Raw genomic sequence first — 23380 nt, 5'->3', positions numbered from 1 at the left:
ATGGCGATCCTGAATTCACCCCATCAACCGCGCCGAACCGAATAACCTCACCCGACTCAATTCACCGCCCTGCTCTTCCAACAAAATCGGCGCCGTGCCGCCCGGCATGACCACCTTCACCTCGCCCGCCTTCACCCAGCCCACCCGCCACGCCGCGCACGCCACCGCACTGGCGCTGGTACCTGAGGATGCGGTCGGACCTTCCCCGCGTTCGAACACTCGGGCCACGATTCGTCCTTCGGATTCGAGCATCGCCCATTGCAGATTCACCCCCGCCGCACAGGGCTGCCCGGCGCCGGTCGGCGTGGCATAAGCGATGCGTGTCAGCCCTTCGGATAACGCCGGTTCGCGCATCTGCTCATTGCTCGGCAGAGTGGCGGCGTCGGTGAGCAGCGTCACGCAATGGGGATTGCCGATGCGCACAAACTGACTCCGCGCCCAGGCTGGATCGAGCGCCGACAACGGTTGCACATGGCTGATATCTCGGCCATTCAGCGTCATGTTTTCAACCCCCAGCGCGCCCACCGCTTGCGGCCCGAACGAGGGTTGGCCCAAGTCCAGCCAGAACCCGCGAACGCCATCGACCTCGGCCGGTTTCACTGAGGTCTCCACCGGCGAAACCGCATCGCTTTTGTCGTGATGAACCCGCAGCACGCAAGTTTCCTCGCGCGGCAGCAACCCTTGCTCACTGAGTGCCTGAGAGAAAATCGTCAAGCCATTGCCACTGCGCTCGGCCAAGGTACCGTCGGTGTTGACGATCAGCAGGTCAAAGGGCGGCGCTGCCTGGAACGGGCCGACCAGCAGGCCGTCGCAGCGATGCTCCTTGCTGCCGGGCGGTCGGGTGCCCGGAGCCCAGCCGCAAAATGCCTCGATGGCCAATAACGCCCAATGCTCGCGGGTTTGCGCGGCATGGTCTGCCTGTGCGGGCACCTCGACACCGCAGTGCCGCACGGCATCAGGCGTCACGACCGCGTAGATATTGCCTCGGGCATCGTAAAACGGCGTCATGGATCGGTCCTTAAGTCAGCCGCAAAAGAGTCCGTACTGTAGGGGCTGCCGAGAAAAATCTCACCTGGCGCAAAAGACTGGCTAAGGTGAAATCATCGACGTACGCATGCCGTCGATGCCCACAAATCACCGAGATGGACGCCCTGTGATGCCGTAGTTCGCGCGTAGTTGAACAGACGCCATCCTCTTTGCAGAGGACGCGACAATGAGCAACAAACACCCTGCTTCCCCCATGGCCACGCTGTATCACGAGGGCCGGGAAACCTTTATTGATCTGGTCCCGGACGGCGGCGCTCGCCTGGATGCGCTGTTTCACACCGTTCCGGCCTTGGGCGAATTGGCGGTGGGGGTGGTTTATGGCCACTTGCACAGCCGCCCAGCCCTGGACCCGCGCCTGCGTGAGGCGGTGTCGTTTGCCGCGATTATCGCGGCGGGCATGGTCGGACCGCCGCTGAGTGTGCATTTCAAGACCGGACTGGCCTCGGGGCTCGCCCCCGGCGAGGTGGTCGAGGTGCTGTTACAGGCGTCGGCATTCACCGGGTTTCCCAGGGCGGTGGCTTCGGCGGATCAACTCAATCGGCTGTTCGATGACGCGGGCTTGGAGTCGCCGCCGGCTCCGTCGCCACGGACCGTTGTGCTGGTATTTTGCGAAAAGGTTCGCCAAGGCAAACCGCCGATTCCCGTCAGCACGGGCATCAAGCGACTGTTAAAGCAATCGGAACGTTTCGGCGTTCAGGCGACGGCAGCGCAAACGGTGATCGTCGAATGTTTCGACCATGAGCATTCGACGCCGTCCGGGTTGCTTTATCTGTGGGTGGAGGGCGAACAGGTCAGCAAAGTGACGCTATTTAAGGCCCAGTGAAATACCGCCCCGGCGTCACCCCAAACGTGCGCCGGAACATCGCAATAAACGCGCTGACATTGTCATACCCCAACTCCAGCGCAACGGTGGTCACCGGCTCACCTGTCGCCAGCAGTTCCAGCGCCCGCAACAACCGCGCGCGCTGGCGCCATTGGCTGAAGGTGAAGCCGGTTTCGCTGACAAAGCGTCGGGCCAGGGTTCGCGCCGATAATCCACCCCACTGCGCCCATTGCTCCAGCGAGCGGTTGTCGGCCAGGTCATCGACCTGCGCCTGGCTGATGCGGCGCAATCGTGGATCGTGGGGCAGCGGCAAACCGAACGGCTCGGCGGGCGATGCGGCAATTTCGTCGAGGATGAGTTGGGCGATCCGTTCCCGGCGTTGATCCCGCGCGCCCTCGTCCCAGGTCGCGGCGCGATCTACGGCTTCGCGCAGTAGGCCCGAGGTCGCGATGATGCATGGCTCTCGCGGTAGCGTGGCACATGCCGGCGCCGCCACGTAGACGCTCCAGCCATGGAACGGACCATGGGAGCGCAAGCCGTGCGGGCAGTCCGGTGGAATCCACACCGCATGAGTGGCCGGCACCACCCAATGGTGATCCGCCGCGTCCACCGACAATAACCCGCGCCGCGCGCCCAGTAATTGTCCACGAGCATGCTGGTGCAACGCGCTTTGGCGTTCGACCGAGCTGTCCAGCGTGACGGCAATCACCGGCGCAGCGGTCGAGGACTGCACCAGTTCGGTGGATATCAGCGGCATAACCATTGGCAGTTTTACGTTATCGAATGACCTGGATGACGCAGTTTAGCCACAACCAACCCTTTAGGCTGAGCACTCTTTCAACAGGAGTCACCGTTATGCGCGCCGAAGACCTGCTTCCCGACCATCTCGACCAAGGCGAATTCAACGGCACCACCGTGCGCAAAGGCACGGTCGGGGCTTTCCTGATCAATGCACGAGTACTCGCCGATCCGCATGCCAGCGATGAACTGCGGCGCCAGGCCGAGCAGGACATTGTCTCGGCTTTGCCGGCGCTGCGGGCGTTGGGTTTGTTCGAGATTCTGCAAGTGCGAGACGAACAGCTTCGTCGATTGTGCGCAGGACAGTGACACCCGCGCTCGCGATGGAGGGTCAGGCTGTGCAAGGATGTCACCCTGCCTGACCGCGAACCGCTGCGGACGCTGATCGAACCTGACCGGTAAGTCACTGTCCCTTGGGTACGCGACGTTTTTTGCCAAGGATCGATATGACCAACCTCAACACGCAAGCCGCCTTTGTTCCCGGACGCCTGGAACAGATGTCCACCCGCATCGCCTTTTTCATCGCCGGTTTCGGCATCGCCGCGTGGGCGCCACTGGTGCCGTATGCCAAGGCGCGGGCCGGGCTGGACGAAGGGACCCTCGGCTTGCTGCTGTTGTGCCTGGGGGTGGGCTCGATTATTGCGATGCCGGTGGCGGGGATTCTGGCCACGCGGTTTGGCTGTCGTCGCGTGGTCAGCGCCGGGGTGTTGCTGATTTGCGCGGCGCTGCCGTTGCTGGCGACGGTGTCGTCGATTCCGGCGTTGATCGCGGCGCTGTTCATGTTTGGCGCGGGCCTGGGCACGGTGGATTCGACGGTGAACCTGCAAGCGGTGATCGTCGAACGGGCCAGCGGCAAGACCATGATGTCGGGCTTCCACGGCTTGTTCAGCCTGGGCGGGATCGTTGGGGCTGCGGGTGTCAGCGCTTTGCTCGGCCTGGGGGTTTCGCCGCTCGGCGCGACGCTGGTGGTGATCGTGATGCTGATCGTGGCCTTGCTGAAAGCGGCGCCGCATCTCTTGCCTTACGGCAGTGAAAGCTCCGGTCCGGCGTTCGCCGTGCCCCATGGCATCGTGCTGTTTATCGGCATGATGTGTTTCATCGTGTTCCTCACCGAAGGCGCGGTACTCGACTGGAGCGCGGTGTTCCTGGCCTCCGAGCGCGGGATCGACACGGCGTATGCCGGGCTCGGTTATGCGGCATTTGCGCTGACCATGACCGCCGGGCGTTTGACCGGGGATGCGATTGTGCGGCGCCTGGGCGCTACGAAGGTGATGGTGTTTGGTGGGCTGACGGCCGCTGTGGGCCTGGCGCTGGCGACGTTTGCTCCGACCTGGGAAGCGGCGCTGGTGGGTTATGCACTGGTCGGCGCGGGGTGTTCGAACATCGTGCCGGTGCTGTACACCGCAGTGGGCAAACAGACGGTCATGCCGGAAAGCATCGCCGTGCCGGCCATTACCACCCTCGGCTACGCAGGGATTCTCGCCGGGCCTGCGCTGATCGGATTTATCGCCCATGGCAGCAGTTTGAGTTTTGCGTTTGGGTTGATGGCGGTGTTGCTGGTGGCGGTGGCTATTGGCGGGAAGGTGTTGAAGGTTTGAAAAGCATCGCGGGCAAGCCTTGCTCCTACAGGATTGATTGTCTGTAGGAGCATGGCTTGCCCGCGATGAAGCCACCTCGGTCTATCAGAACCCGACGCTGGCCTGCACAAAGAACGTGCGCGGCGCACCCACGTAAATGCCCGAGTTGTTGTCGCTGGAACGGGTGAAGTACTGGTGATCAAACACGTTCTTCACCCCGGCGCCGAGTTTCAGGTTCGACAGTTGCGCACCGAAGTCATAGCCGCCACGTACGTTCCAGGTCACATAGCCCGGCATGTTGCCGAACTGCCCATCGGCGCTGCCGTCAGTGATGTAGTTGCCGTTGAAGCTGCCATCGGCGTTCACCCCAGTGCCCGGCGAGTGCTGCTTGGACTGGGCGAAACCATCGATGTTGTAGGTCCAGCGATCGATGTCGTAACGCAAACCGACGGTGGCCACCTGGCGCGAATAGAACGGCAGGTCACGGCCCTTGAAGCCCGGAATCTCGCCTTCATAGGTGGCGCGGGTGTAGGTGAAACCGGCGTTGGCGGTCAGGCCGTCGAGCCGTGGGTCGAGTGCGGACATGTCGTAATGCACCGACGCTTCCAGACCCTGGTGCTTGGTCGCGCCGAGGTTGGTCCAGCCCACGTCGTTGCTGATGTATTGCAGTTCGTCATCGAAATCGATGTAAAACAACGTCACTTCGCCGCCCCACACGTCATCGTTGTAGCGCGTACCGATCTCGTAGGTCTTGGCCTTTTCCGGGCTCAAGCCGTTGGCGGTGCTGTCACCCGAACCGCCCTGGCCAAGCTGGAAATATTGCAGGCTGCCGAACGAGGTTTCGTAGTTGGCAAACAGCTTCCAGGCATCGGACAAGTGATACATCACACTCAGGGCCGGCAGCGGTTCGTTGCTTTCGATGCTGCGGTTTTTTTCCGGAACGCGCTTGCCAGCAGTGTCGAGGACGGCGCGGTCGTGCCAGTCGGTGCTGATGTGTTCGAAGCGAATGCCCGGGGTGATGGTCCAGTTGCCGACGTCGATTTTGTTGTCGAGGTACACCGAGTTGGCTTCGGTGCCGCCAGTACGGTCCTGGAACACATGGCCGTCAGACGTCGGGGTGATCACCGGTTGGTTGTTCACCAGCGCCACGCGGCTTGATTGTTCGTGCATCGCTTCTTTGAGGTAGCGATAACCGACGCTGACTTCCTGGGTGGTCGGGCCGACATCGAATACATGGGACACCCGCGGCTCGACGCCCAGGGTGTAGTAGGAACGCGGATAGGAACTGAGGGTTCTCTGGTCGCGAGCGGCGATGGTGCTGCCACGGAAACTGTCGGTGTAATACGTCAGCACTTCGGCCTGGGTGCGGTCGTCGATCTGCCGCGCCCATTTGAAAGACACGTCCTTGCGACGGCCAGTGAAGTTGTCGTAGTCGCGGTCGGACTGGAACGGGCTGGCGTCGTACTGCTTCTGCGTCAGGCCGCCGGGCATGTCGGCGTTGGCGTCGTAGTAGTGGAAATTCAGGCTGAAATCGTCAACGTCGGTCGGCGCCCAGTGGGTCTTGAGGATCACGTCGTCGATGTCGTTGCCGTTGTTGCTTTCGCGGTAACCGTTGCCATTGACCCCGGTATACAACAGCGCCACGCCCATGCCGTTGTCTGCGGTGCCGCCGATAAACGCGGTGTCGATGTGTTTCCAGCCGCCGTGCTGGGAAGTTTCCAGGGTGGTGCCGATTTCACCGGTGGCTTTCTCCGGGATGGCGCGGGTGACGAAGTTGATCACGCCGCCGACGTTCTGCGGCCCATAACGCACGGAACCGGCGCCGCGCACCACGTCGATGCTGTCGAGGTTGCCCGAGGAGATCGGTGCCATCGACAGTTGCGGCTGGCCATACGGGGCAAACGCGGCCGGTACGCCGTCGATCAACACCGTGGAGCGCGGCGACAGGCGCGAGGTCAGGCCGCGTACGCCGACGTTCAGGGCGATATCGCTGCCGCCGGTGCCGTTGGCGTCCTGCACTTGCACGCCAGGGACACGGCGCAGCACGTCGCCGACGTTCATTGCGCCCTGCTCGATCATCGCTTCGCGGCGGATCACGGTGCGGGCGCCGGGGTGGTTTTGCACCACGGCGGCGTCGGCGTCACCGAGCCAGTCACCAACCACCTTGATGTCGGTCACGCCCAGTTCCAGCGGGCCGTTGGACGCGGCCGTCGGCGCGGGTGTCAGGGTCACCGAGCCTTCATTGATCTGGTATTCCAGGCCACTGCCCTGCAGCAATTGGCGCAGCGCCTGTTCCGGCGAAAGATTACCGTCCACCGCCGGGGCCTGTTTGCCGGCGACCAGTTCCGGGCTGAAAAAAACCTGTAGCGAGGTTTGCTGGCCGAGCTGACTCAGGGCCTGGCCCAACGGCTGGGCCTGGATATGAATGGCATCGGCGGCGAACGCCTGAGGCAGCGCGGCGCTGACAGCCAATGCCAGCGCGAGCGGCAGCCAAGGTGATTTGTTGTTTTTAGCGATGGTTTTTTTCACGTCGAACGTTGTCCTGTGGATCGCAAGAATACGCGGCTGTTAATGCAAACCAGTTGCAGTTGGACAAGAAGACGAAGAACTCGAAAAAAACCTGAATCTATCGCGCAATTATTTCCTGACTGCCGTCGGCAAGGGTGCGCACGGCCACCGGCAGAATGCTCGGCAAGGCCTTGAGCAGCGCGTCGGTGTTGTCGGATTTGAACACGCTGGTCAGGCGCAGATTGCCCACTTTGTCGCTGCTGACCGTCAGCGGCTTCTCGCGATAGCGCGACACTTCGGCGGCGACTTCGGCCAGGCTGGCGTTGTTGAACACCAGTTTGCCGCTGCGCCAGGCGGTCAGTTCCTGCGGGTTGACCGCGTACGCCGTAGCCACTTTGCCCTGGGCATCGATATGCGTACCGAGGCCTGCGGTAAGGCTGATGAAATCGGCGCCGTAGCCCTGAACTTTGACTGTGCCCTGCTCCACCGCGACCTTGGTTTGGCTCAGGTCCCGGCGCACATCGAAGCGGGTGCCGGTGACCGTGACCTGGCCGTTGCCCGTTTCAACCACGAACGGCCGGCGGGTGTCGTGCTCGACGCTGAACATCGCCTCGCCTTCACTCAGCTCGATGCCGCGCCGATTCTTTTCAAAGCGCACCTGCACCCGGCTGCGGCTGTTGAGGTCGATGATCGAACCGTCCGGCAACGCCACATGCCGGCGCTCGCCCAACGCCGTGGAAAATTCCGCGGTGTAGGTCGTCGGATGATTCAAGCCGCTGAACAGGCCCAACCCGAGCGCCACCGCCAACACACTGGCAGCCACCGCGTAACGCACTAGCGGCCGACGTTTGCGTCGTTCCGGTGGCGCTTCGCACAAGGCTTGCAGACGCTTGGCCGGCAACAGGTCGGCCGCCGTCCACAAGCCCTGGAGCAATTGAAATTCATCTTGGTGCTGAGGATGTTCATGCAGCCAGGACTCGAAGCGTCGATGTTCCACGACGTCTACCGCCGGCTCCTGCAAGCGCACAAACCAGCGTGCCGCCTCGTCGCGAACCGCTGTTTGCCCGCACGCGCAATCACGAGTATCCATCATGGAAATTCCTGTTGGGCCGCTGATGAAAAGGCGCGGCCGCTCATGGCTGCAATCCGTCGAGGCGATCACGCAAGTGCCGCAGGGTGCGGATCATATACTTTTCCACCATGTTCTTGGACAGCCCCAACCGCTCGGCGATTTCCGCCTGGGTCAGGCCTTCGATCTTCTGCCAGACAAACACTTTGCGGCAGTTGATCGGCAACTCGGTGAGCGCCCGTTCAATGGAATCGGCCAACTGGATCGCATGCATGAAATGCTCCGGGTCGCCGGACGACGACACACTGTGATCAATCGCCTCGGACTCCATGGCGCCCCGCCGATCCTCACGCCGATAACCATCCACCGCAATGTTGCGCGCGGTCTGGTGCAAATATGCCCGAGGCTGCTCCACCGCCGCCGAATCCGACTCAAGCACCCGCACAAAGGTGTCGTGGGCCAGGTCCTCGGCCTGCTGACGATTTCTCAGGCGACGGGTCCAGGTGCCGATCAACTCTTCGTAATGCTCGAAAAAGCCGTGGGTGCGGGGCAGCTTGGGGGTCATTGCGGTGTGCTGTGAGAGGAAGGCGTGAATAGTAATGCTTCCTATTAAGCCCGGCAAATCATTCCTCAGGGGGTCGATGCCTGTGCTCGCGTCTCATCTCAGATCATCGTTGTTTCGAAATCACACCACTCATGTATTCATGTAAATCGCGAAAATCATTAACACTCCAAGCATGCGGCGGAATCTTTACACCATTCTCTCGCAATGTTTTTGGAATCAAGTCCCCATTGGGGCGCAGTATGATCGACGACACGATAACGCCCGGATATTCATTGAGGCGTTGCTTGAAAATGGCGGTTGTAAGGTCAGGTGTTGGAGGATTGCTCTTATTAGCCAATGGCCCTGTTCCCTTGATATCTGCGCCATGGCACACGGAACATCGCTGTAAATAGAGGTTCTTCCCATTGAGATTATCTGCAAAGGACAGTGATGTTTGAACTGGTAATAAAACTCCCAGTAAAGCGATGAATGTTATTTTCACTTCCATATGGCCTTGTTGGATAAATCAGATCTGAATCAAGGGTAAATCCCAGAAGTGCCACTGTTTCGCATTTGCTTCTGGATAAGTCAATATTCAAAAATCAGATTGACAAAGCCTTTACTAGAAGAGACTTCTTAGCGGCGAACCGCGGCCTCATCCTTGATCATTTCCCCGCGCAACTGGTCGCAATCCATCAATCCCCTCCCTGCCCCGCGCCCTGACATTCCCCAGGTACGCACCAAACAACTGGGCGGATTCATCTGCTTCAACCTCGCCCCGGCGGCACCGTCCCTACGTGATCTGTACCCCGATGCCGATGAGGAGACGCGCCGGGTAGGCCGCGCGCCAGGCATTTGATGAGGGGCCGTGACCGATAATGGCCGTCACCGAGCGCCCGCAACTGATGCAACGGATCGCCGGATTGATCGAGTAGGACGCCGATTACCTCGCGAGCCTGGAAACCTTGAACGCGGGCAAGACCCGATTGGCTGCTCAATAACGCTGTTGGATGATCGTCCCCACGCTCTGCGTGGGAATGCAGCCCGGGACGCTCCGCGTCCCAGAAGCGGACGCGGAGCGTCCATTGAGGCATTCCCACGCAGAGCGTGGGAACGATCAAGGGTGATATGGGTGCCTAGATGTTTTTCTCATCAATCCCGGCCTGCAGCGACTGGCTGTCGTAATGACCGCCGATTGTCACGGGACCGAGTTTGACGTTGTGTTCACCCACAAGCGAAACCTCGGGTGTGCTGCCCTCGGCTTTCGGTTTTTCAGGCAGATCGAGACCGGCCGTTACGCCGTAGTCGCGGTTGCTCAGGTCGGTGGAACGGACTTTCGAGCCGCCCAGATCGACCCGGCCTTCGGTCGAAGCAATCCGTGCGCCGGTCAGCTGCGTGGCGCCGCCGACGTTCAGGTTAACGCCTTGCGTGCCACTGATACCGGAAGCCTGACTGACACTGTCTTTATGCTCGTAACCGCCATCGATCTTCAGTGTTGGCTTGTAGTCAGTCCCGCCCTTGGCGACGTTTTCCTTCTCGGGAGGCGCGGCTTTCTTGCCGGTAAGGCCCAGGTCGATATTAACCTTGGCACTGGTCTGGCTGTCCTGACGACTTTCCACGCTCAAGTCACCGCCAACCGTGCCGCTGACCGTCGCCGCATCAATCCGCGCGCCGCTCAACTGCACATCCCCCGTGCTGTTCAACACCACGCTGTCAGCCTTGATCTGACTATTGTGCTGAGTGGTGCCTCGCAAGTAATCAACACCAACCTTGGCTCCGGCATTGAAGCCGTGATCACTCGTGGCGACGTTCTTTTCATCCACGACCGTCGGCGTGCTGTTGCTCAGGTTACCGCCGGCATTGAGCGCGACATTCCAGTTTGTGCGGTTCTGCGTGGACTGCGCCGGCTCCTGAGTGATCCCGCCCTTCTGCGCATCAAGGCTCACGCTCGGGGCGCTGACCTGGGTGCCTTGCAGATGGATCGCATCGCCGCTGAGGGCAATCTTGTCCTGGCTGTTGAGCTGGCCACCGGTCAAGGTCTGGGTGTTTTCGTTGACCCGACCGATATTGAAATTGGCACTCAGGTTGCCACCCTGATCAGCACTTTTCTCGGTAGTGGTTTTGCTGCCACCCACGTTCAGGCCACCGCCGAGGTTGCTGCCGGTAGCGGTGTGCGTGTCGGTCGCCGCTTGCAGGTCGAGTTTGCCGCCGGCCTTCAGGTCGATGCCGCCAATGGTGTCGACCTTCGTCCCTTGTAGGATCTGATCGCCGCCACTGCTCAACAGCACCGGGCCCTTGCCCTGAATGCTCGCTACCTGAGCCTGACTGTCCCGCGTCTGATTGCCAGTGTGATCAAGCTGGAAACCCGCCCCCAGATCGACATTGGTGCCGTTGGTACCCGGTGCCGTACCGACATTCAGCGAGCCGTTACCACGCAGGCTTGAGGTGTCGCTGTTCTGCCGGTCGTTGGCCTGGTTCAACGCCAGCTCACCGCCAGTCTTGATCGAAACACCGCCCTGCCCGCCATCGAAATGGCTGCCTTCGAACTGACCGTTCCCACGCAGGTTGATGTTCACCCCTTCGCTGCCGGCGTAGCGGCCGACCACGGCGGTGGCGTTGTCCTTGCGGGTCTGGCTGCTGCCGCCCGCGCCGCTGGCGGCGACGTTCACGTCCTCACCGGTCTTGGTGTAGACCCGCACATCAGCCTTGGCGTCCAGTGCCTGATCGCGGCTGCTGTGGGTGTTGCTTGCGGCGTTTGCCACCAGGGAGTCGGCGCCGATGTTGACCTTGCCCGCGCTCGCCTGGTACTGCGTGCCCTGGTCCTGCAACGTGCCGTCGACCTTCACGTCTACGGTGCCGCCCTTGTACTGACTGACCACGGCGTTGGTGTTCTGCTCGGTGTGGCTCGCCTCCTGATGCCCGATGGCGAGGTCGATGCCGAGATTTGGCTGCCCGAGATTGGCCAGTGAGTCCTTGTCCGGCACCTTGCCGTTCCACACGTCTTTGACCGCTCCGGCGATGGGCCGGGCGATGTCCTTGTACTCGACGTTCGCGCCAATGTCAGCGGACCAGTTGCTCTCTTGATGAGTGCTGCTGTCGGTGTTGCTCGCGGCCCGGTTGTCGACCTCGACCGCCGCGACATTCAGCCCTTTGCCGGCATCAACACGCGCGCCCTCGGTGGTGAGTTTGCCGGTGTTGATGTTGAGGTTGCCGCTGCTCTGTACACCGGTGGTTTGCGCCGTGGTTTTGCCGGTGGTGTCTTGCGAAGTGGTGTGGGCGAAATCGACGCCACTGCCCGCACGATCAAGGCCGCCGGTGTAGTAGAAGCCGCCGCCGGTGCTGGTTTTATCGGTCGAGGTGGTGTGGCTGTCCTGCTCGGCCAGCAGCGAGACGTTTTGGCCAGTCAGGGTCGCGTCACCATTAGTGGCTTTGACCTCGGCGCCTTTGAGCGTCAGGTCGCCGTCCGCCGCCAGTTGCACAGTGGCGCCGCTGAGGCTGGAGCCTTGCTGCTTCACATCGTTGCTGCTCACGGTTTGCTGTTTGTCTTCGTAATGCACCCCGGCGCGGTATTGGCCGGCGTCCGGGCCATTCTCCTTGGCGTAGGCGTCGAAGCCGCGGGTCTCGGTGGTCTTGCTGGTTTCGCGGGTGTTCTGGGTGGAATGCACCTTCACATCCCCCGCCGCTTCCGCGCTCAGGGTGCCGTCAGCCTTGACCGTGGCGCCGGCCACTTCGATGTCCTTGGCGCTCTTGAGCTTGAGGTTGCTGTCCGATGTCAGCTCGCTGCGCAGCGTGGTGCTGTCCTTGGCGTTCTGCCGGGATTCATCCTTGGTGATGCCGAAGAACTTGCTGTCCTTGTCGTGGCTGTTGGCGTGGGAGGTGTCCTGCACGCCATCGATGATCAACGAACCCTTGTCGCTGATCACACTGGCTTCGGTACCGCCGCGCACCTGGCTGCCGCTGATGCGCACGTCATCGGCCTTGACGATCAGTTTGCCGGCGGCGTTGACCTTGCTGCCCTGGTTCTGGGTCTTGCCCTGATCGGCATCGCCGGTCTTGCCGAAGAAACCGCCGCCCACCAGATCGCCGGAATAACGGTTGTCACTCTTGCGCTGGGTGCGGCTGGCGCTGGTGATGTCGACCTGTTTGCCGGCAAGGTTGATGTCGCCCTTGCTGGTCAACTCAGCGCCTTCGGAACGCAGCAACGCCGCCGAAGCCAGGGCAATATTACCGCCCTTCAACTGGCTGGTGATGCTGCGTTGTTCTTCGCTGCTGCTGTCCCAGTCGGCTTTCCACAGGTGTTTGCGGTGGTTGCCCTGGTCGGTTGTGGTGTGGCTTTCAGTGGCGGCGTTCAGGCGCAGATCGCCGCCGCTCTGGACGCTCAGTTTGTTCGCCGCGTCGATCTTGGCCGCCTTGAGTTCGGTGTCGCCACCGGACGACAACGCAGCATCACGACTGGCGAGAATCTGGCTGCCGTGCTGGCGCGAATCGCTATCGGTCTGGATCCGGTCGTAGGTTTCCCAGGTGATGCCGATGGTGCTGTTGTTCCAGTTTTCGCGGGTTTGCTGCAGCTTGCGGCTTTCGACGGTGCTCAAGGTCAGGTTGCGTTTGGCGTCGAGTTTGACGTCGCGGCCACTGACGTCGGTGGCGGCCAGGGTCAGGTCCTTGCCGCTGTGCAGAGCAACATCGCCCTGGCTGCTGCGCACGCCGGCACGCACCACATCGAGGCTGTCCGGAACCGCTTGGCCGCTGATGCTCAAGTCACCGGCGGAACGAATCTGCACGCCATCGCGGCCCGCCACTTGCACCGGGCCGACCCGCACACCCGCGCCTTCAGCGGTGCTGACAATGTTGATGCGTCCGGCCTGCATGGCGCCGAACAGGCTGGCGTCGATGCGTTGGTCTGCGGTGTTACCGGCCGGGTCCACGGTTTTCACCTGGCCGCTGGCGTAATCCACCTGATTGCGCCCGACCGTAAGGTTCAGTTGATCACGGGCCGCAAGACTGCCTTGGCTGTCGATGCGTGGCGCGATCAGGTTGATCGAGCCTTCGCGGTTTTGCAGGCCCGCGCCTTGAATCTGCAAATTGCCCGAGGCGTCGCGGGTGCTCAGGGCTTGCAACTTGCCGTCGTTCAATTCGGGACGACCGACCACCAGATTCGCGTTCGGCGTGTTGATGAAGCTGCCGCCATTCACCGAAATACCGTTGGGGTTGGCCAACACGTAATCGGCGGATTTGCCGAAGATTTCCTGGGCGCCGTTGAGGGTCGAGGCGTTGCGACTGATCACTTCGTTGAGGATCACGCTCGCGGCCTGGCCCTGGAGTTGCGGGTTGGCTGCCAGTTGCCCGGCGAGCTGGGATCGCCCGGCCTGCAAGGCGTTGTTCAACACCAGGCCCTGGCGGTCGACGTTGTAATCAAGAAACTGGTTGTGCGACAGGCCGGAACCATTGGGCGCAACAATATTGACGATGGGCACGCCACCCTGGGTTTGCAGTTGCGCGGTGCCACCGGGACCTGGCGCGACCACCACGCCACCCGCAAGGGCATTGGGCAAGTGGGCAATCAGGAACAGGCTGGCAATCGCCCAACGCAGTTTTCCCCGGGGGGAAAGATGAAACGCAAATGTCTGTGCAGGCATAAAAACCTCTCGATAAAAGTGCGGCATCACGTGGCGCGCCGAGTTGTTGGCCGTGGTTGTGGCGCTCAGGTCCGACGGCTGTTTTTCTGAATTCATAACGCCAGCCCTACGCGCATCAGCCAGGTCTCAGGCTCATGCTGCAAACCGCTGGGGGTGTTGAGGTTGCGTTGGTAATCGACGTCCACTTGCAGGTTTTTCCAGCTCAGGTTGACCCCGGCGCTGGCCCCGCTCAGGCGTTGGCCCTGGGCGCCGTGGTCAGCTTTGATCCAGCCGTTGTCGAGGCCCAGGCGCGGGGTGATCTGCGGTGGTAAACCGCTGCGTAGAGGCAGGCGCAAGGTGTTGCGCCAGATCGCGCCGCTGGCGCCCGAGGTACTGTTGACCCGGTAACCGCGCACCGCCGAATCGTCGGTGCCCAGCAGTTGTTCGATGGCCGGTAGCGGATCGGGGCTGTATTGCACGTTGAATTGGCTCTGCCATTGCCAGGCTTGCTGGCCGAACTGGCCGTTGCGCCATTGGCTCAGGCCAGCGCGGTACTTGCGAAATTGCGCCTTGGGCTGGTTGTTGACCTGGCGGTTGGCATCGTCATCGGCACCGAACCAGCGCAGGCCCTGGGCGACATTGACGTCGAGGTTCCATACCGCGCTGTTGAGCCAGAACAGGTTCAACCCGGCTTCGGCCACGGTCAGGGTCGGGCTCTGGATGCCGAGGCGCACGCTCTCCAGATAACTGTCGACGTCTTTGTGCGCCAGTTGCAGGTTGGCGCTGAGCTGATGACTTTGATCGCGCCAAAGCACCCGGTCGGCGCGCAGGCTGAGCTGGTCGGTGATGCCGGTGCTGTGGAACGTCACGCTGGGGAGTTTGAACGGCGCGCGGTATTCGGCGTGGCTGGCGAAGGCACTGAACGTCCAGTAGCCGTAAGGGATCGCGTAATAGAGGCTGGCGTTGCGGCTGTAGCGATCACCCTGGTTGAGGGTGTCGCTGGCGCTGAGGTTGAGTGAGTCGTTGAGCTGCAACGGGCTGTCGAGGCTCAGGCTCAGGGTGTCGCGATCACGTCCGGTGCTGGCGCTGCCGAGGTTGTCCGCACCCAGGCCCAAGGCCCAACGCGACTGGCCGCTGGTGCGCGAACGCAGGATGATCCGCGAGGCGCCGGGCTGGCTGCCGGGGGCGATGTCGGCGGTCAGGTCTATCGAGCGCAGGCGGTTCAACTGATCCAGGCCCTGCTCCAGATCGCGCAGGTTCAGCGGCTTGCCGAGCATGCCGGGGAAGGCGCCGCCGAGGGACACCGGCAGGCTCTGGTCGGCCAGCTCGACGGACTCGACGTAACCTTCATCGACCACGATATCCAGCGACTGCCCCGCCGCTGGTGCGCTGCTGAGATACGGACGGCTGGCGATGTAACCGGCGTCCACGTACAGCGCGGTGATGGTCGCCAGCAGATGATTGATCTGGCCGACGCCCATGCACGCCGAGAGTTGCGGCTTGATCTGTTCGTTGAGTTTTTTGCTGCTGATCAAAGTGACGCCGCCGATGCGCGTACCGCTCAAGGGCCAGCAGCGTTCATCCGGGGTCACTTGGGCGGACAGCGCTGGCGTGACTGGCGGCGCACTGAAGCTGCCGCGTTCCAATTGCCGGCGGCGTTGCTCCAGTTGCAGTTGTTGCAGATCGCGCTGTTGTTGCTGCTGCTGGCGCAACACTTCCTGGCCGGGGCTGGAGGGTTCCGCGGCGTACAGCGACGAAACAACCAGGCTCAACAGCAGCGCCGATAACAGCGTGCGACTACGACGAGGAATAGCGCAAAACGAATACGGCACTCAACATCCTTGCGATCATCAAATGGCTTAATGCCACTCCATCAATTTGCGTGATAGTCAGATCCATCCCACGCAAATGCAAGACGCGTCCTACAACGCTTACATTTCTTAAACAATTGATCAGCTTTTTGCCGCCGTCCTCTACCTGACGACTGGCAGCAAAAATAAATTGCCACAATATATTACCTGCGTCATATTACATCCGTAATAAAGACCCGCTTCCCACAGGTATTTCCCATGACCAGCATGCCCACCGTTGAACCCGACCTGGCTGTCCCGGTGACCACAAAGCCGCCCGTGCTCAAGCGTTTGCTGCTGATGACGGTGGCCGTTGCGGTGCTGGTCGGTGTCGGGCTGTACGGCGCGCACTGGTGGAGCGCCGGGCGTTTCCTTGAAGAAACCGACGATGCCTACATTGGCGGCGACGTCACGGTGATCGGGCCGAAAGTCGCGGGGTATATCGAAGAAGTGCTGGTCACCGACAACCAGAAGGTCAAGGCCGGCGATGTGTTGGTGCGCCTGGATTCACGCGACTACCGCGCCAACCTGGCCAAGGCCGAAGGCGCGGTGGCGGCTGAGGAAGCGCTGCTGGCCAACCTCGACGCCACCGAACAATTGCAACATGCGGTGATCGGTCAGGCGCGCGCCGGGATCGATGCCGCTGGTGCCGAAACCGCCCGTTCGCGGGATGACGATGCGCGCTACAAAAAACTGGTGAGCAGTAATGCGGTCTCGGTGGAAAGCGCGCAACGCGCCAACGCGACCTTCAAGACCGCTCAGGCGATCAGTGCCCGGGCTCAGGCGGAATTGCTGGCTTCGCAGCGTCAACTGGACGTGATCGAAACCCAGAAACAACAAGCCCGCGCCGCACTGATGCAAGCCAAGGCTGAGCGGGATCTGGCGCAGTTGAACGTCGGCTACACCGAACTCAAAGCGCCGGTGGATGGCGTGGTCGGCAATCGTCGGGCGCGGGTGGGCGCGTATGCCCAGGCCGGTTCGCAATTGCTGTCGGTGGTGCCATCGAGTGGACTGTGGGTCGATGCCAATTTCAAGGAAGACCAACTGGCGCGGATGACCTCGGGCCAACGGGTGATCATTCGTGCCGATGTGCTTTCCGGCCAGGTATTCCACGGTCATCTCGACAGCCTCGCCCCGGCCAGCGGCGCGCAGTTCAGCGTGTTACCACCGGAAAACGCCACCGGCAACTTCACCAAAATCGTGCAGCGGGTGCCGGTGCGGATCGTCCTTGATCCGGCTGATGGCGTGCTCGGTCACCTGCGTCCCGGCCTGTCGGTGACCGCTGAAGTCGACACCCGCGCCGAGGACAAAACCCCAGCCGTGGCCAGCGCACCATGAGCACCGTCGCCGCCCCCGCGCAGCCATTCAACCCCGCGAACATGGCGACGGCGACCAAAGTCTTCGCCTTCGCCAGCATGTGCATCGGCATGTTCATTGCGCTGCTGGACATCCAGATTGTTTCCGCTTCGTTGCGCGACATCGGCGGCGGACTCTCGGCTGGCACCGACGAAACCGCGTGGGTGCAGACCAGTTACCTGATCGCTGAAATCATCGTGATTCCGCTGTCGGGCTGGCTGTCCCGGGTGTTCTCCACCCGTTGGCTGTTCTGCGCTTCGGCGGTGGGTTTTACCCTGGCGAGCCTGCTCTGCGGCGCGGCCTGGAATATTCAGAGCATGATCGCCTTTCGCGCCCTGCAAGGTTTTCTCGGCGGTTCGATGATCCCGCTGGTGTTCACCACCGCGTTCTTTTTCTTCACCGGTAAACAACGGGTGATTGCCGCTGCGACCATTGGCGCGGTGGCTTCGCTGGCACCGACATTGGGCCCAGTGATTGGTGGTTGGATCACTGACATTTCTTCGTGGCACTGGTTGTTCTACATCAACCTGGTGCCGGGGATTTTCGTCGCCGTGGCCGTGCCGATGCTAGTGAAGATCGACCAGCCGGAATTGTCGCTGCTCAAGGGCGCCGACTACATCAGCATGGTGTTCATGGCGCTGTTTCTCGGCTGCCTGGAATACACCCTCGAAGAAGGACCGCGCTGGAACTGGTTCAGCGACAGCACGATTTTGACCACGGCGTGGATCAGCGGCCTCGCCGGCCTGGCCTTTATTGGCCGGACGCTGCACGTGGCCAATCCAATCGTCGATTTGCGCGCCCTGAAAGACCGCAACTTTGCCCTCGGCTGCTTCTTTTCGTTCGTCACCGGGATCGGACTGTTCGCCACGATTTACCTGACGCCGCTGTTTCTCGGTCGGGTGCGTGGCTACGGTGCGCTGGACATTGGCCTGGCGGTTTTCTCCACCGGGGTGTTCCAGATCATGGCGATTCCGCTCTACGCCTTTATGGCCAACCGCATCGATCTGCGCTGGATCATGATGACCGGCCTGGGGCTGTTCGCGTTATCGATGTGGGATTTCAGCCCGATTACCCATGACTGGGGGGGCAAAGAATTGATGCTGCCGCAAGCCCTGCGCGGGATTGCCCAGCAACTGGCGGTGCCGCCAGCGGTGACCTTGACCTTGGGCGGCCTGGCGCCGTCGCGGCTTAAACATGCTTCGGGGTTATTCAACCTGATGCGTAATCTGGGTGGCGCGATTGGCATTGCGGCCTGTGCAACCATCCTTAATGACCGCACCAACCTGCACTTCACGCGGCTGGCCGAGCATTTGAACAGCACCAACGAAGCACTCAACCAGTGGCTGTCCCAGGTCGGCAATAACTTCGCCGCCCTCGGCCAAAGCGGTGACGCCGGGGTCACCGCCAGCCTGCATCAGCTGTGGTTGCTGACGTATCGCGAAGCCCAGACACAAACCTATGGCGACGCGTTTCTGATGATCATGGTCTGCTTCATTATCGCCACGGCGATGGTGCCCTTGATGCGCAAGGTGCAACCACCGGCCGCGCCGTCAGCAGATGCTCATTGATCAGGCTTGAGGCATTTTGCGGAAACCAATCGCCAGGCGGTTCCAGGCGTTGATGGTGGTAATGGCTACGGTCAGGTCGACCATTTCCTTGGAGCTGAATTCGGAGACCGCCAGGTCATAGTCTTCGTCCGGGGCGTGGGTCTGGCTGATCAGGGTCAGGGATTCGGTCCAGGCCAGGGCCGCACGTTCACGGGGGGTGAAGAACGGCGTTTCGCGCCAGGCCGACAAGGTGGCCAGGCGACGCTCGTCTTCGCCGCCCTTGCGGGCATCGGCGCTGTGCATGTCGAGGCAGAAGGCGCAGCCGTTGATTTGCGAGGAGCGCAGCTTGACCAGTTCGATCAGGTTCTTTTCCAGCGGCAGTTTCGACACCGCGGTTTCCAGGGCGATCATCGCTTTGAGGGCGTCCGGGGAAGCGGTGTAGAAATCGATACGGGGTTTCATGGTGGGGCTCCGTCACAAGTGGGTGTGGCGCTAAGTTAATCCCGCCCGTGGTTTCGACAAATAGCCAATATTCGAGAAGACGAGGAGGCCATTCAGGCGCGACTTCTGAGCCACTGCAAAAACCCCTTCTTCGGCACCACCACCGGTTCGTCCTGGGTCAACGTCCGCGCCTTGTGCAAGCGGAAATCGAGCAAGGCTTTCATGGCATCGTTGATGTCGTGACGGGCATCCAGGCACGGTTTGAGGTAGGCCTTTTCGATGCGGTACAGGGCGCAGAAGGTCTTGGCGGTAAATGCAGCGGGCACCGAGGTATCGGACAGGATGCCAGCCTCGCCAATCACCTCGCCCGGCCCCATGCGCCCGGACTCGAACGGTGTGCCGTGACGTGTCAGGGTCACCGAAATCACCCCGGACTCAATGATGAACAAGTGATCGCTGACCTCCCCCGCCGCCAGTATCGTCTCGCCGGCGCGGAAGGTTTGCAGGGTCATGTTCTGGCTGAAGGTTTCTTTTTCTTCCTGGCGCAGGGTCGAGAAAATCGTCGAACTTTCCAGCAGCGCCCGTGGCCGGGAAAAACTGCTCGGCGCGAGGGGTTCCACGCTCGACAGCAGATTGATGCCGGAGGCCTGCAAGTGCCGGTACGCCAGGTCGAACAGCAGGTTGCGCACCGTGCGTTTCTGGTCCATCGAGGCGACAAACCCGCTGATTTCGTATTCCACGCCCGTGCTGCTGGAGCTTTTCAAGGCGACACTCGGTGCCGGGTGATCAAGCAGAAGACGGCAACCCTGCATCGCACGTTCGAGGGCTTCGACCACGGTGTTGGGTCGCGCGTGGGGGCTCAATTGCAGGCTGATGGACACGCCGAACATGTCGCTGGGCCGGCTGAAATTGATGATCTTGGCCTTGGCCGCCAGGGAGTTGGGAATCACCGCCAGGCTGCCCTGGGCGGTTTGCATGCGCGTGGCGCGCCAGTCGATGTCGGTGACCCGGCCTTCGGTGCCGTCGATGGAAATCCAGTCATCGATTTGATAAGGCTTGGTGGTGTTCAGAACGATGCCGGAGAACACGTCGCTGAGGGTACTTTGCAGCGCCAGGCCGACGATGATTGCCACCGCGCCGGAAGTGGCGAGCACGCCTTTGACCGGCAGGTCGAGCACGTAGGCCATGGCCGCGATGATCGCGATCAGGAAAATTACCGCGCCGAGCAAATCCTGGAGCAAACGCCCGGTGTGCCCGACCCGTTGCATCATCACCGCGCCGATCAGCACCGTCAGGGTGCGCGCGCCGAACAGCCACCAGCCGATCTGCAAACCGGTGGCGGCCAGGTGCAGCGGTACGTTGTCGACCCACGGTGCCGGCTCCATCGGGTTCAGGCCTTCGTTGAACAGCAGGACGCTGAACAACCCGAAAATCACCAGCCGCACGACCAGTTTCCAGTTGCTGCCATTGGTGCTGATCAAGCGCCACAGCCCCAGATCAATGAGGATCAGGGCCAGGGCGGCGAGCAGCGGGTGATTGGTGAGCAGTGACAGCATCAAGCAACTCCAGCGAGGGCCAATGGCGCGAAGATCTCACACATTGTAGGAGCTGGCGAAGCCTGCGGGTGGTTAACCTTTCATCCGCCCAAACCGCCCTGACTGGAAGTCGGCAAACGCCTGGTGGATTTCCTGCTCGGTGTTCATCACGAACGGACCGTGACCGACGATGGGTTCGTCGATCGGCTCGCCGCTGAGCAGCAACACCACTGCATCGCCATTGGCTTCGAGGGTGAGTTGAGCACCGTCGCGTTCGAACAGCGCCAACTTCCCTTCCCGCGCCAGTTCCAGGCCATTGACCTGCACCGTGCCGCGCAGCACCACCAGCGCGGTGTTGCGACCTTCGTGCAAATCCAGGGTCAGCAACTTGCCGGCGTTCAAGCGAATATCCCAGACATCAATTGGCGTGAAGGTGCGCGACGGCCCGGTATGGCCGTCGAACTCACCGGCGATCAGGCGCAGGCTGCCCGCGTTGTCCTTGAGCGCAATGTTCGGGATGTCGCGGTCGAGAATCGTCTGGTAACCGGCGTCGGCCATTTTGTCCTTGGCCGGCAGGTTGACCCACAGTTGCACCATTTCCAACTTGCCGCCGCGTCTGGCGAAATCTTCGGAATGGAACTCCTCGTGGAGGATCCCCGAGGCTGCCGTCATCCATTGCACGTCGCCAGGGCCGATGATGCCGCCACTGCCAGTGGAATCCCGGTGTTGCACTTCACCGTCGTAGACGATGGTCACGGTTTCGAAACCACGGTGCGGATGCTGGCCGACGCCACGCCGTTCGGTGGTCGGGGTGAATTCGGCGGGACCGGCGTGATCCAGCAGCAAAAACGGGCTGATGTGTTTGCCCAGGGTGTCATAGGAAAACAGCGTGCGAACCGGAAAACCGTCGCCGACCCAATGGGCCCGTGGACTGGTGTAGATACCGATGATGTTTTTCATCGTGCCTCCGAAAAAGGTGGGTGAAGCCATGAACCCAGCTTAAATCTGATAGCAATTCTGCACTAGACGGCAACAACCGGCCTCAGCGTTCCACCAGTAGAACAATGCACGGATTGATTCAAGCAATCGAGGGCTGGCAAGGTTTTTATTTCGGACATAATATCGACGCAGATTACAGCCGTAATATCCAACCAAGGACATGACCATGCAAAGCCCCACCCGCGACGCCACCCTCGCCCAATGGATCGCCCAGGAACAGACCATGCGCGCCCGTCTCGCCGGCCCTGGCAGTTTGTCCATGGCCGAAGTCAGCGCCCTTTCGCCAACGGAGTTTTTCGAGGGCATCGGCAACGGTGAACTGCCCTCACCACCGATTGGCACGCTGATGGATTTCATCCCGATCGAATGGTCAGCCGGGCTGTTCATCTTCCAGGGCACCCCGGATTCCCGGCACTACAACCCATTGGGCAGCGTGCACGGCGGCTATGCGGCGACCTTGCTGGATTCGTGCATGGGCTGTGCGATTCACACGCAATTGAAGAAAGGCCAGGGCTACACGACGCTGGATTTGCGCATCAGCTATGTGCGCGCGTTGACCGGTGCCAGCGGACCGGTGCGGGCCGAAGGCAAGATTGTGCATCTGGGGCGTTCGACGGCGTTGGCCGAGGGGCGGATTTATGACGTGGATGGGCGGTTGTATGCGACCGGGTCGACGACTTGCATGATTCTTGAGGCGCGGGGGTAAGGTTCCGGAACCACGGCCCGCGATGAGGCCAGAACAGTCACCCACAATTTCTCGATTCATGACTTTCAGTCAACATTGACTTGACCCACCTGCGGTTTTTCTCAAGGGCATCGGCGCGGATACTCGTGCCCATTCCCACTGCAACCCTGGAGTCATTGATGTCTATTCCCGCATTCGGTCTTGGTACGTTCCGCCTGCAAGGCCAGGTGGTCATCGATTCGGTGAGCACCGGCCTTGACCTGGGCTACCGGGTCGTCGACACCGCGCAAATCTACGAGAACGAAGCCGACGTCGGCCAGGCCATCGCCGCCAGCGGCATTCCCCGCGAAGAGCTGTTCATCACCAGCAAGATCTGGGTTGCCAACTTCGCCAAGGATCGCCTGATCGACAGCCTCAAAGAGAGCCTGAGCAAGTTGCAAACCGACTACCTCGACCTCACGCTGATCCACTGGCCATCCCCGGAAGACCAGGTGCCGGTGGAAGAATTCATGGGCGCCCTGCTCGAAGCCAAGAAACTGGGCCTGACGCGCCAGATCGGCGTCTCCAACTTCACCGTGGACCTGATGCAACAGGCCATCGTCGCGGTCGGTGCCGAGAACATCGCCACCAACCAGATCGAGCTGCACCCGTACCTGCAAAACCGCAAGGTCGTCGAATTCGCCCAGAGCCAAGGCATTCAGATCACCTCCTACATGACCCTGGCCTATGGCGAAGTGTTGAAGGACCCAGTGATCCAGCAGATTGCCGAGCGCCTGCAAGCGACACCGGCACAGGTCACCCTGGCCTGGGCCATGCAACTGGGTTACGCGGTGATCCCGTCGTCCACCAAACGCGCCAACCTGGAAAGTAACCTGCAGGCGTGCACCCTGACCTTGAGCGACGCCGACATGGCGCTGATCGCCGGCCTGGATCGCGGCCAGCGCTTGACCAGCCCCAAAGGCATCGCCCCACACTGGGATTGATCT

General features: G+C 61.4%; 18 protein-coding genes. 7 read left to right on the top strand and 11 right to left on the bottom strand.

What is annotated here, in order from left to right; genetic code table 11:
- Positions 1-15 precede the first annotated feature (15 nt).
- On the bottom strand, positions 16-1008 hold the full coding sequence (locus HKK52_RS30805) for a diaminopimelate epimerase (protein WP_169373872.1): 993 nt from the start codon (positions 1006-1008) through the stop codon (positions 16-18).
- A gap of 205 nt (positions 1009-1213) precedes the next feature.
- On the opposite strand from HKK52_RS30805, the gene HKK52_RS30800 reads away from it, so the two are divergent.
- On the top strand, positions 1214-1870 hold the full coding sequence (locus HKK52_RS30800) for a carboxymuconolactone decarboxylase family protein (protein WP_169373871.1): 657 nt from the start codon (positions 1214-1216) through the stop codon (positions 1868-1870).
- Here the strand turns inward: HKK52_RS30800 and HKK52_RS30795 are convergent.
- Positions 1857-2633 carry an AraC family transcriptional regulator gene (locus HKK52_RS30795; RefSeq protein ID WP_169373870.1) on the bottom strand — a complete coding sequence of 259 codons (777 nt, stop codon included), beginning with the start codon at positions 2631-2633 and terminating at the stop codon, positions 1857-1859. The two genes, HKK52_RS30800 and HKK52_RS30795, sit on opposite strands and share 14 nt — an antisense overlap.
- A 92-nt stretch (positions 2634-2725) precedes the next feature.
- Between HKK52_RS30795 and HKK52_RS30790 the strand changes: the two genes are divergently transcribed.
- Both HKK52_RS30790 and HKK52_RS30785 read left to right on the top strand, forming a co-directional pair.
- Entirely contained in the window at positions 2726-2977 is a 252-nt protein-coding gene (locus HKK52_RS30790) for a hypothetical protein (protein WP_169373869.1), read from the top strand.
- Positions 2978-3114: 137 nt separating this feature from the next.
- A complete protein-coding gene (locus HKK52_RS30785) occupies positions 3115-4266 on the top strand; it encodes an MFS transporter (RefSeq protein WP_169373868.1) in 1152 nt (383 codons plus the stop codon).
- An 84-nt stretch (positions 4267-4350) separates the two neighbouring features.
- Here HKK52_RS30785 and HKK52_RS30780 read toward each other — a convergent pair whose 3' ends face one another.
- The 6 genes from HKK52_RS30780 to HKK52_RS30755 all read right to left on the bottom strand — a co-directional run bounded on the left by HKK52_RS30780 (position 4351) and on the right by HKK52_RS30755 (position 15813).
- Positions 4351-6774, bottom strand: coding sequence for a TonB-dependent siderophore receptor (locus HKK52_RS30780; RefSeq protein ID WP_169373867.1), 2424 nt, complete (start codon positions 6772-6774; stop codon positions 4351-4353).
- A 97-nt stretch (positions 6775-6871) separates the two neighbouring features.
- Entirely contained in the window at positions 6872-7846 is a 975-nt protein-coding gene (locus HKK52_RS30775) for a FecR family protein (RefSeq protein ID WP_169373866.1), read from the bottom strand.
- A 40-nt stretch (positions 7847-7886) separates the two neighbouring features.
- A complete protein-coding gene (locus HKK52_RS30770; protein ID WP_054617329.1) occupies positions 7887-8387 on the bottom strand; it encodes a sigma-70 family RNA polymerase sigma factor in 501 nt (166 codons plus the stop codon).
- Positions 8388-8490: 103 nt separating this feature from the next.
- A complete protein-coding gene (locus HKK52_RS30765) occupies positions 8491-8874 on the bottom strand; it encodes a c-type cytochrome (protein WP_169373865.1) in 384 nt (127 codons plus the stop codon).
- Positions 8875-9502: 628 nt separating this feature from the next.
- Positions 9503-14002, bottom strand: coding sequence for a hemagglutinin repeat-containing protein (locus HKK52_RS30760; protein WP_169374320.1), 4500 nt, complete (start codon positions 14000-14002; stop codon positions 9503-9505).
- Between the two features lie 92 nt (positions 14003-14094).
- Positions 14095-15813 carry a ShlB/FhaC/HecB family hemolysin secretion/activation protein gene (locus HKK52_RS30755; protein ID WP_169373864.1) on the bottom strand — a complete coding sequence of 573 codons (1719 nt, stop codon included), beginning with the start codon at positions 15811-15813 and terminating at the stop codon, positions 14095-14097.
- A gap of 237 nt (positions 15814-16050) precedes the next feature.
- On the opposite strand from HKK52_RS30755, the gene HKK52_RS30750 reads away from it, so the two are divergent.
- Entirely contained in the window at positions 16051-17169 is a 1119-nt protein-coding gene (locus HKK52_RS30750; RefSeq protein WP_169373863.1) for an HlyD family secretion protein, read from the top strand.
- Positions 17166-18755: a DHA2 family efflux MFS transporter permease subunit gene (locus tag HKK52_RS30745; RefSeq protein ID WP_169373862.1), complete on the top strand. Its 1590-nt coding sequence runs from the start codon at positions 17166-17168 to the stop codon at positions 18753-18755. Before HKK52_RS30750 ends, HKK52_RS30745 begins: the two co-directional genes overlap by 4 nt.
- On the opposite strand, the gene HKK52_RS30740 is transcribed toward HKK52_RS30745, so the two are convergent.
- From HKK52_RS30740 to HKK52_RS30730, 3 genes are all read right to left on the bottom strand, one after another.
- Positions 18756-19196, bottom strand: a complete 441-nt coding sequence (locus tag HKK52_RS30740) for a carboxymuconolactone decarboxylase family protein (protein WP_169373861.1) — start codon at positions 19194-19196, stop codon at positions 18756-18758.
- 92 nt (positions 19197-19288) lie between these two features.
- Positions 19289-20731, bottom strand: a complete 1443-nt coding sequence (locus tag HKK52_RS30735; RefSeq protein ID WP_169373860.1) for a mechanosensitive ion channel family protein — start codon at positions 20729-20731, stop codon at positions 19289-19291.
- Between the two features lie 72 nt (positions 20732-20803).
- Entirely contained in the window at positions 20804-21670 is an 867-nt protein-coding gene (locus HKK52_RS30730; protein ID WP_169373859.1) for a pirin family protein, read from the bottom strand.
- Between the two features lie 205 nt (positions 21671-21875).
- On the opposite strand from HKK52_RS30730, the gene HKK52_RS30725 reads away from it, so the two are divergent.
- Positions 21876-22415 carry a PaaI family thioesterase gene (locus HKK52_RS30725; RefSeq protein ID WP_169373858.1) on the top strand — a complete coding sequence of 180 codons (540 nt, stop codon included), beginning with the start codon at positions 21876-21878 and terminating at the stop codon, positions 22413-22415.
- 158 nt (positions 22416-22573) lie between these two features.
- Positions 22574-23377, top strand: a complete 804-nt coding sequence (dkgB, locus tag HKK52_RS30720) for a 2,5-didehydrogluconate reductase DkgB (RefSeq protein WP_169373857.1) — start codon at positions 22574-22576, stop codon at positions 23375-23377.
- Positions 23378-23380 lie beyond the last annotated feature (3 nt).

This window comes from Pseudomonas sp. ADAK2, from assembly GCF_012935755.1.
Taxonomy (GTDB): domain Bacteria; phylum Pseudomonadota; class Gammaproteobacteria; order Pseudomonadales; family Pseudomonadaceae; genus Aquipseudomonas.
The sequence above is the reverse complement of the archived record's forward strand: the minus strand, read 5'-3'. Positions and strand labels throughout refer to the sequence as shown.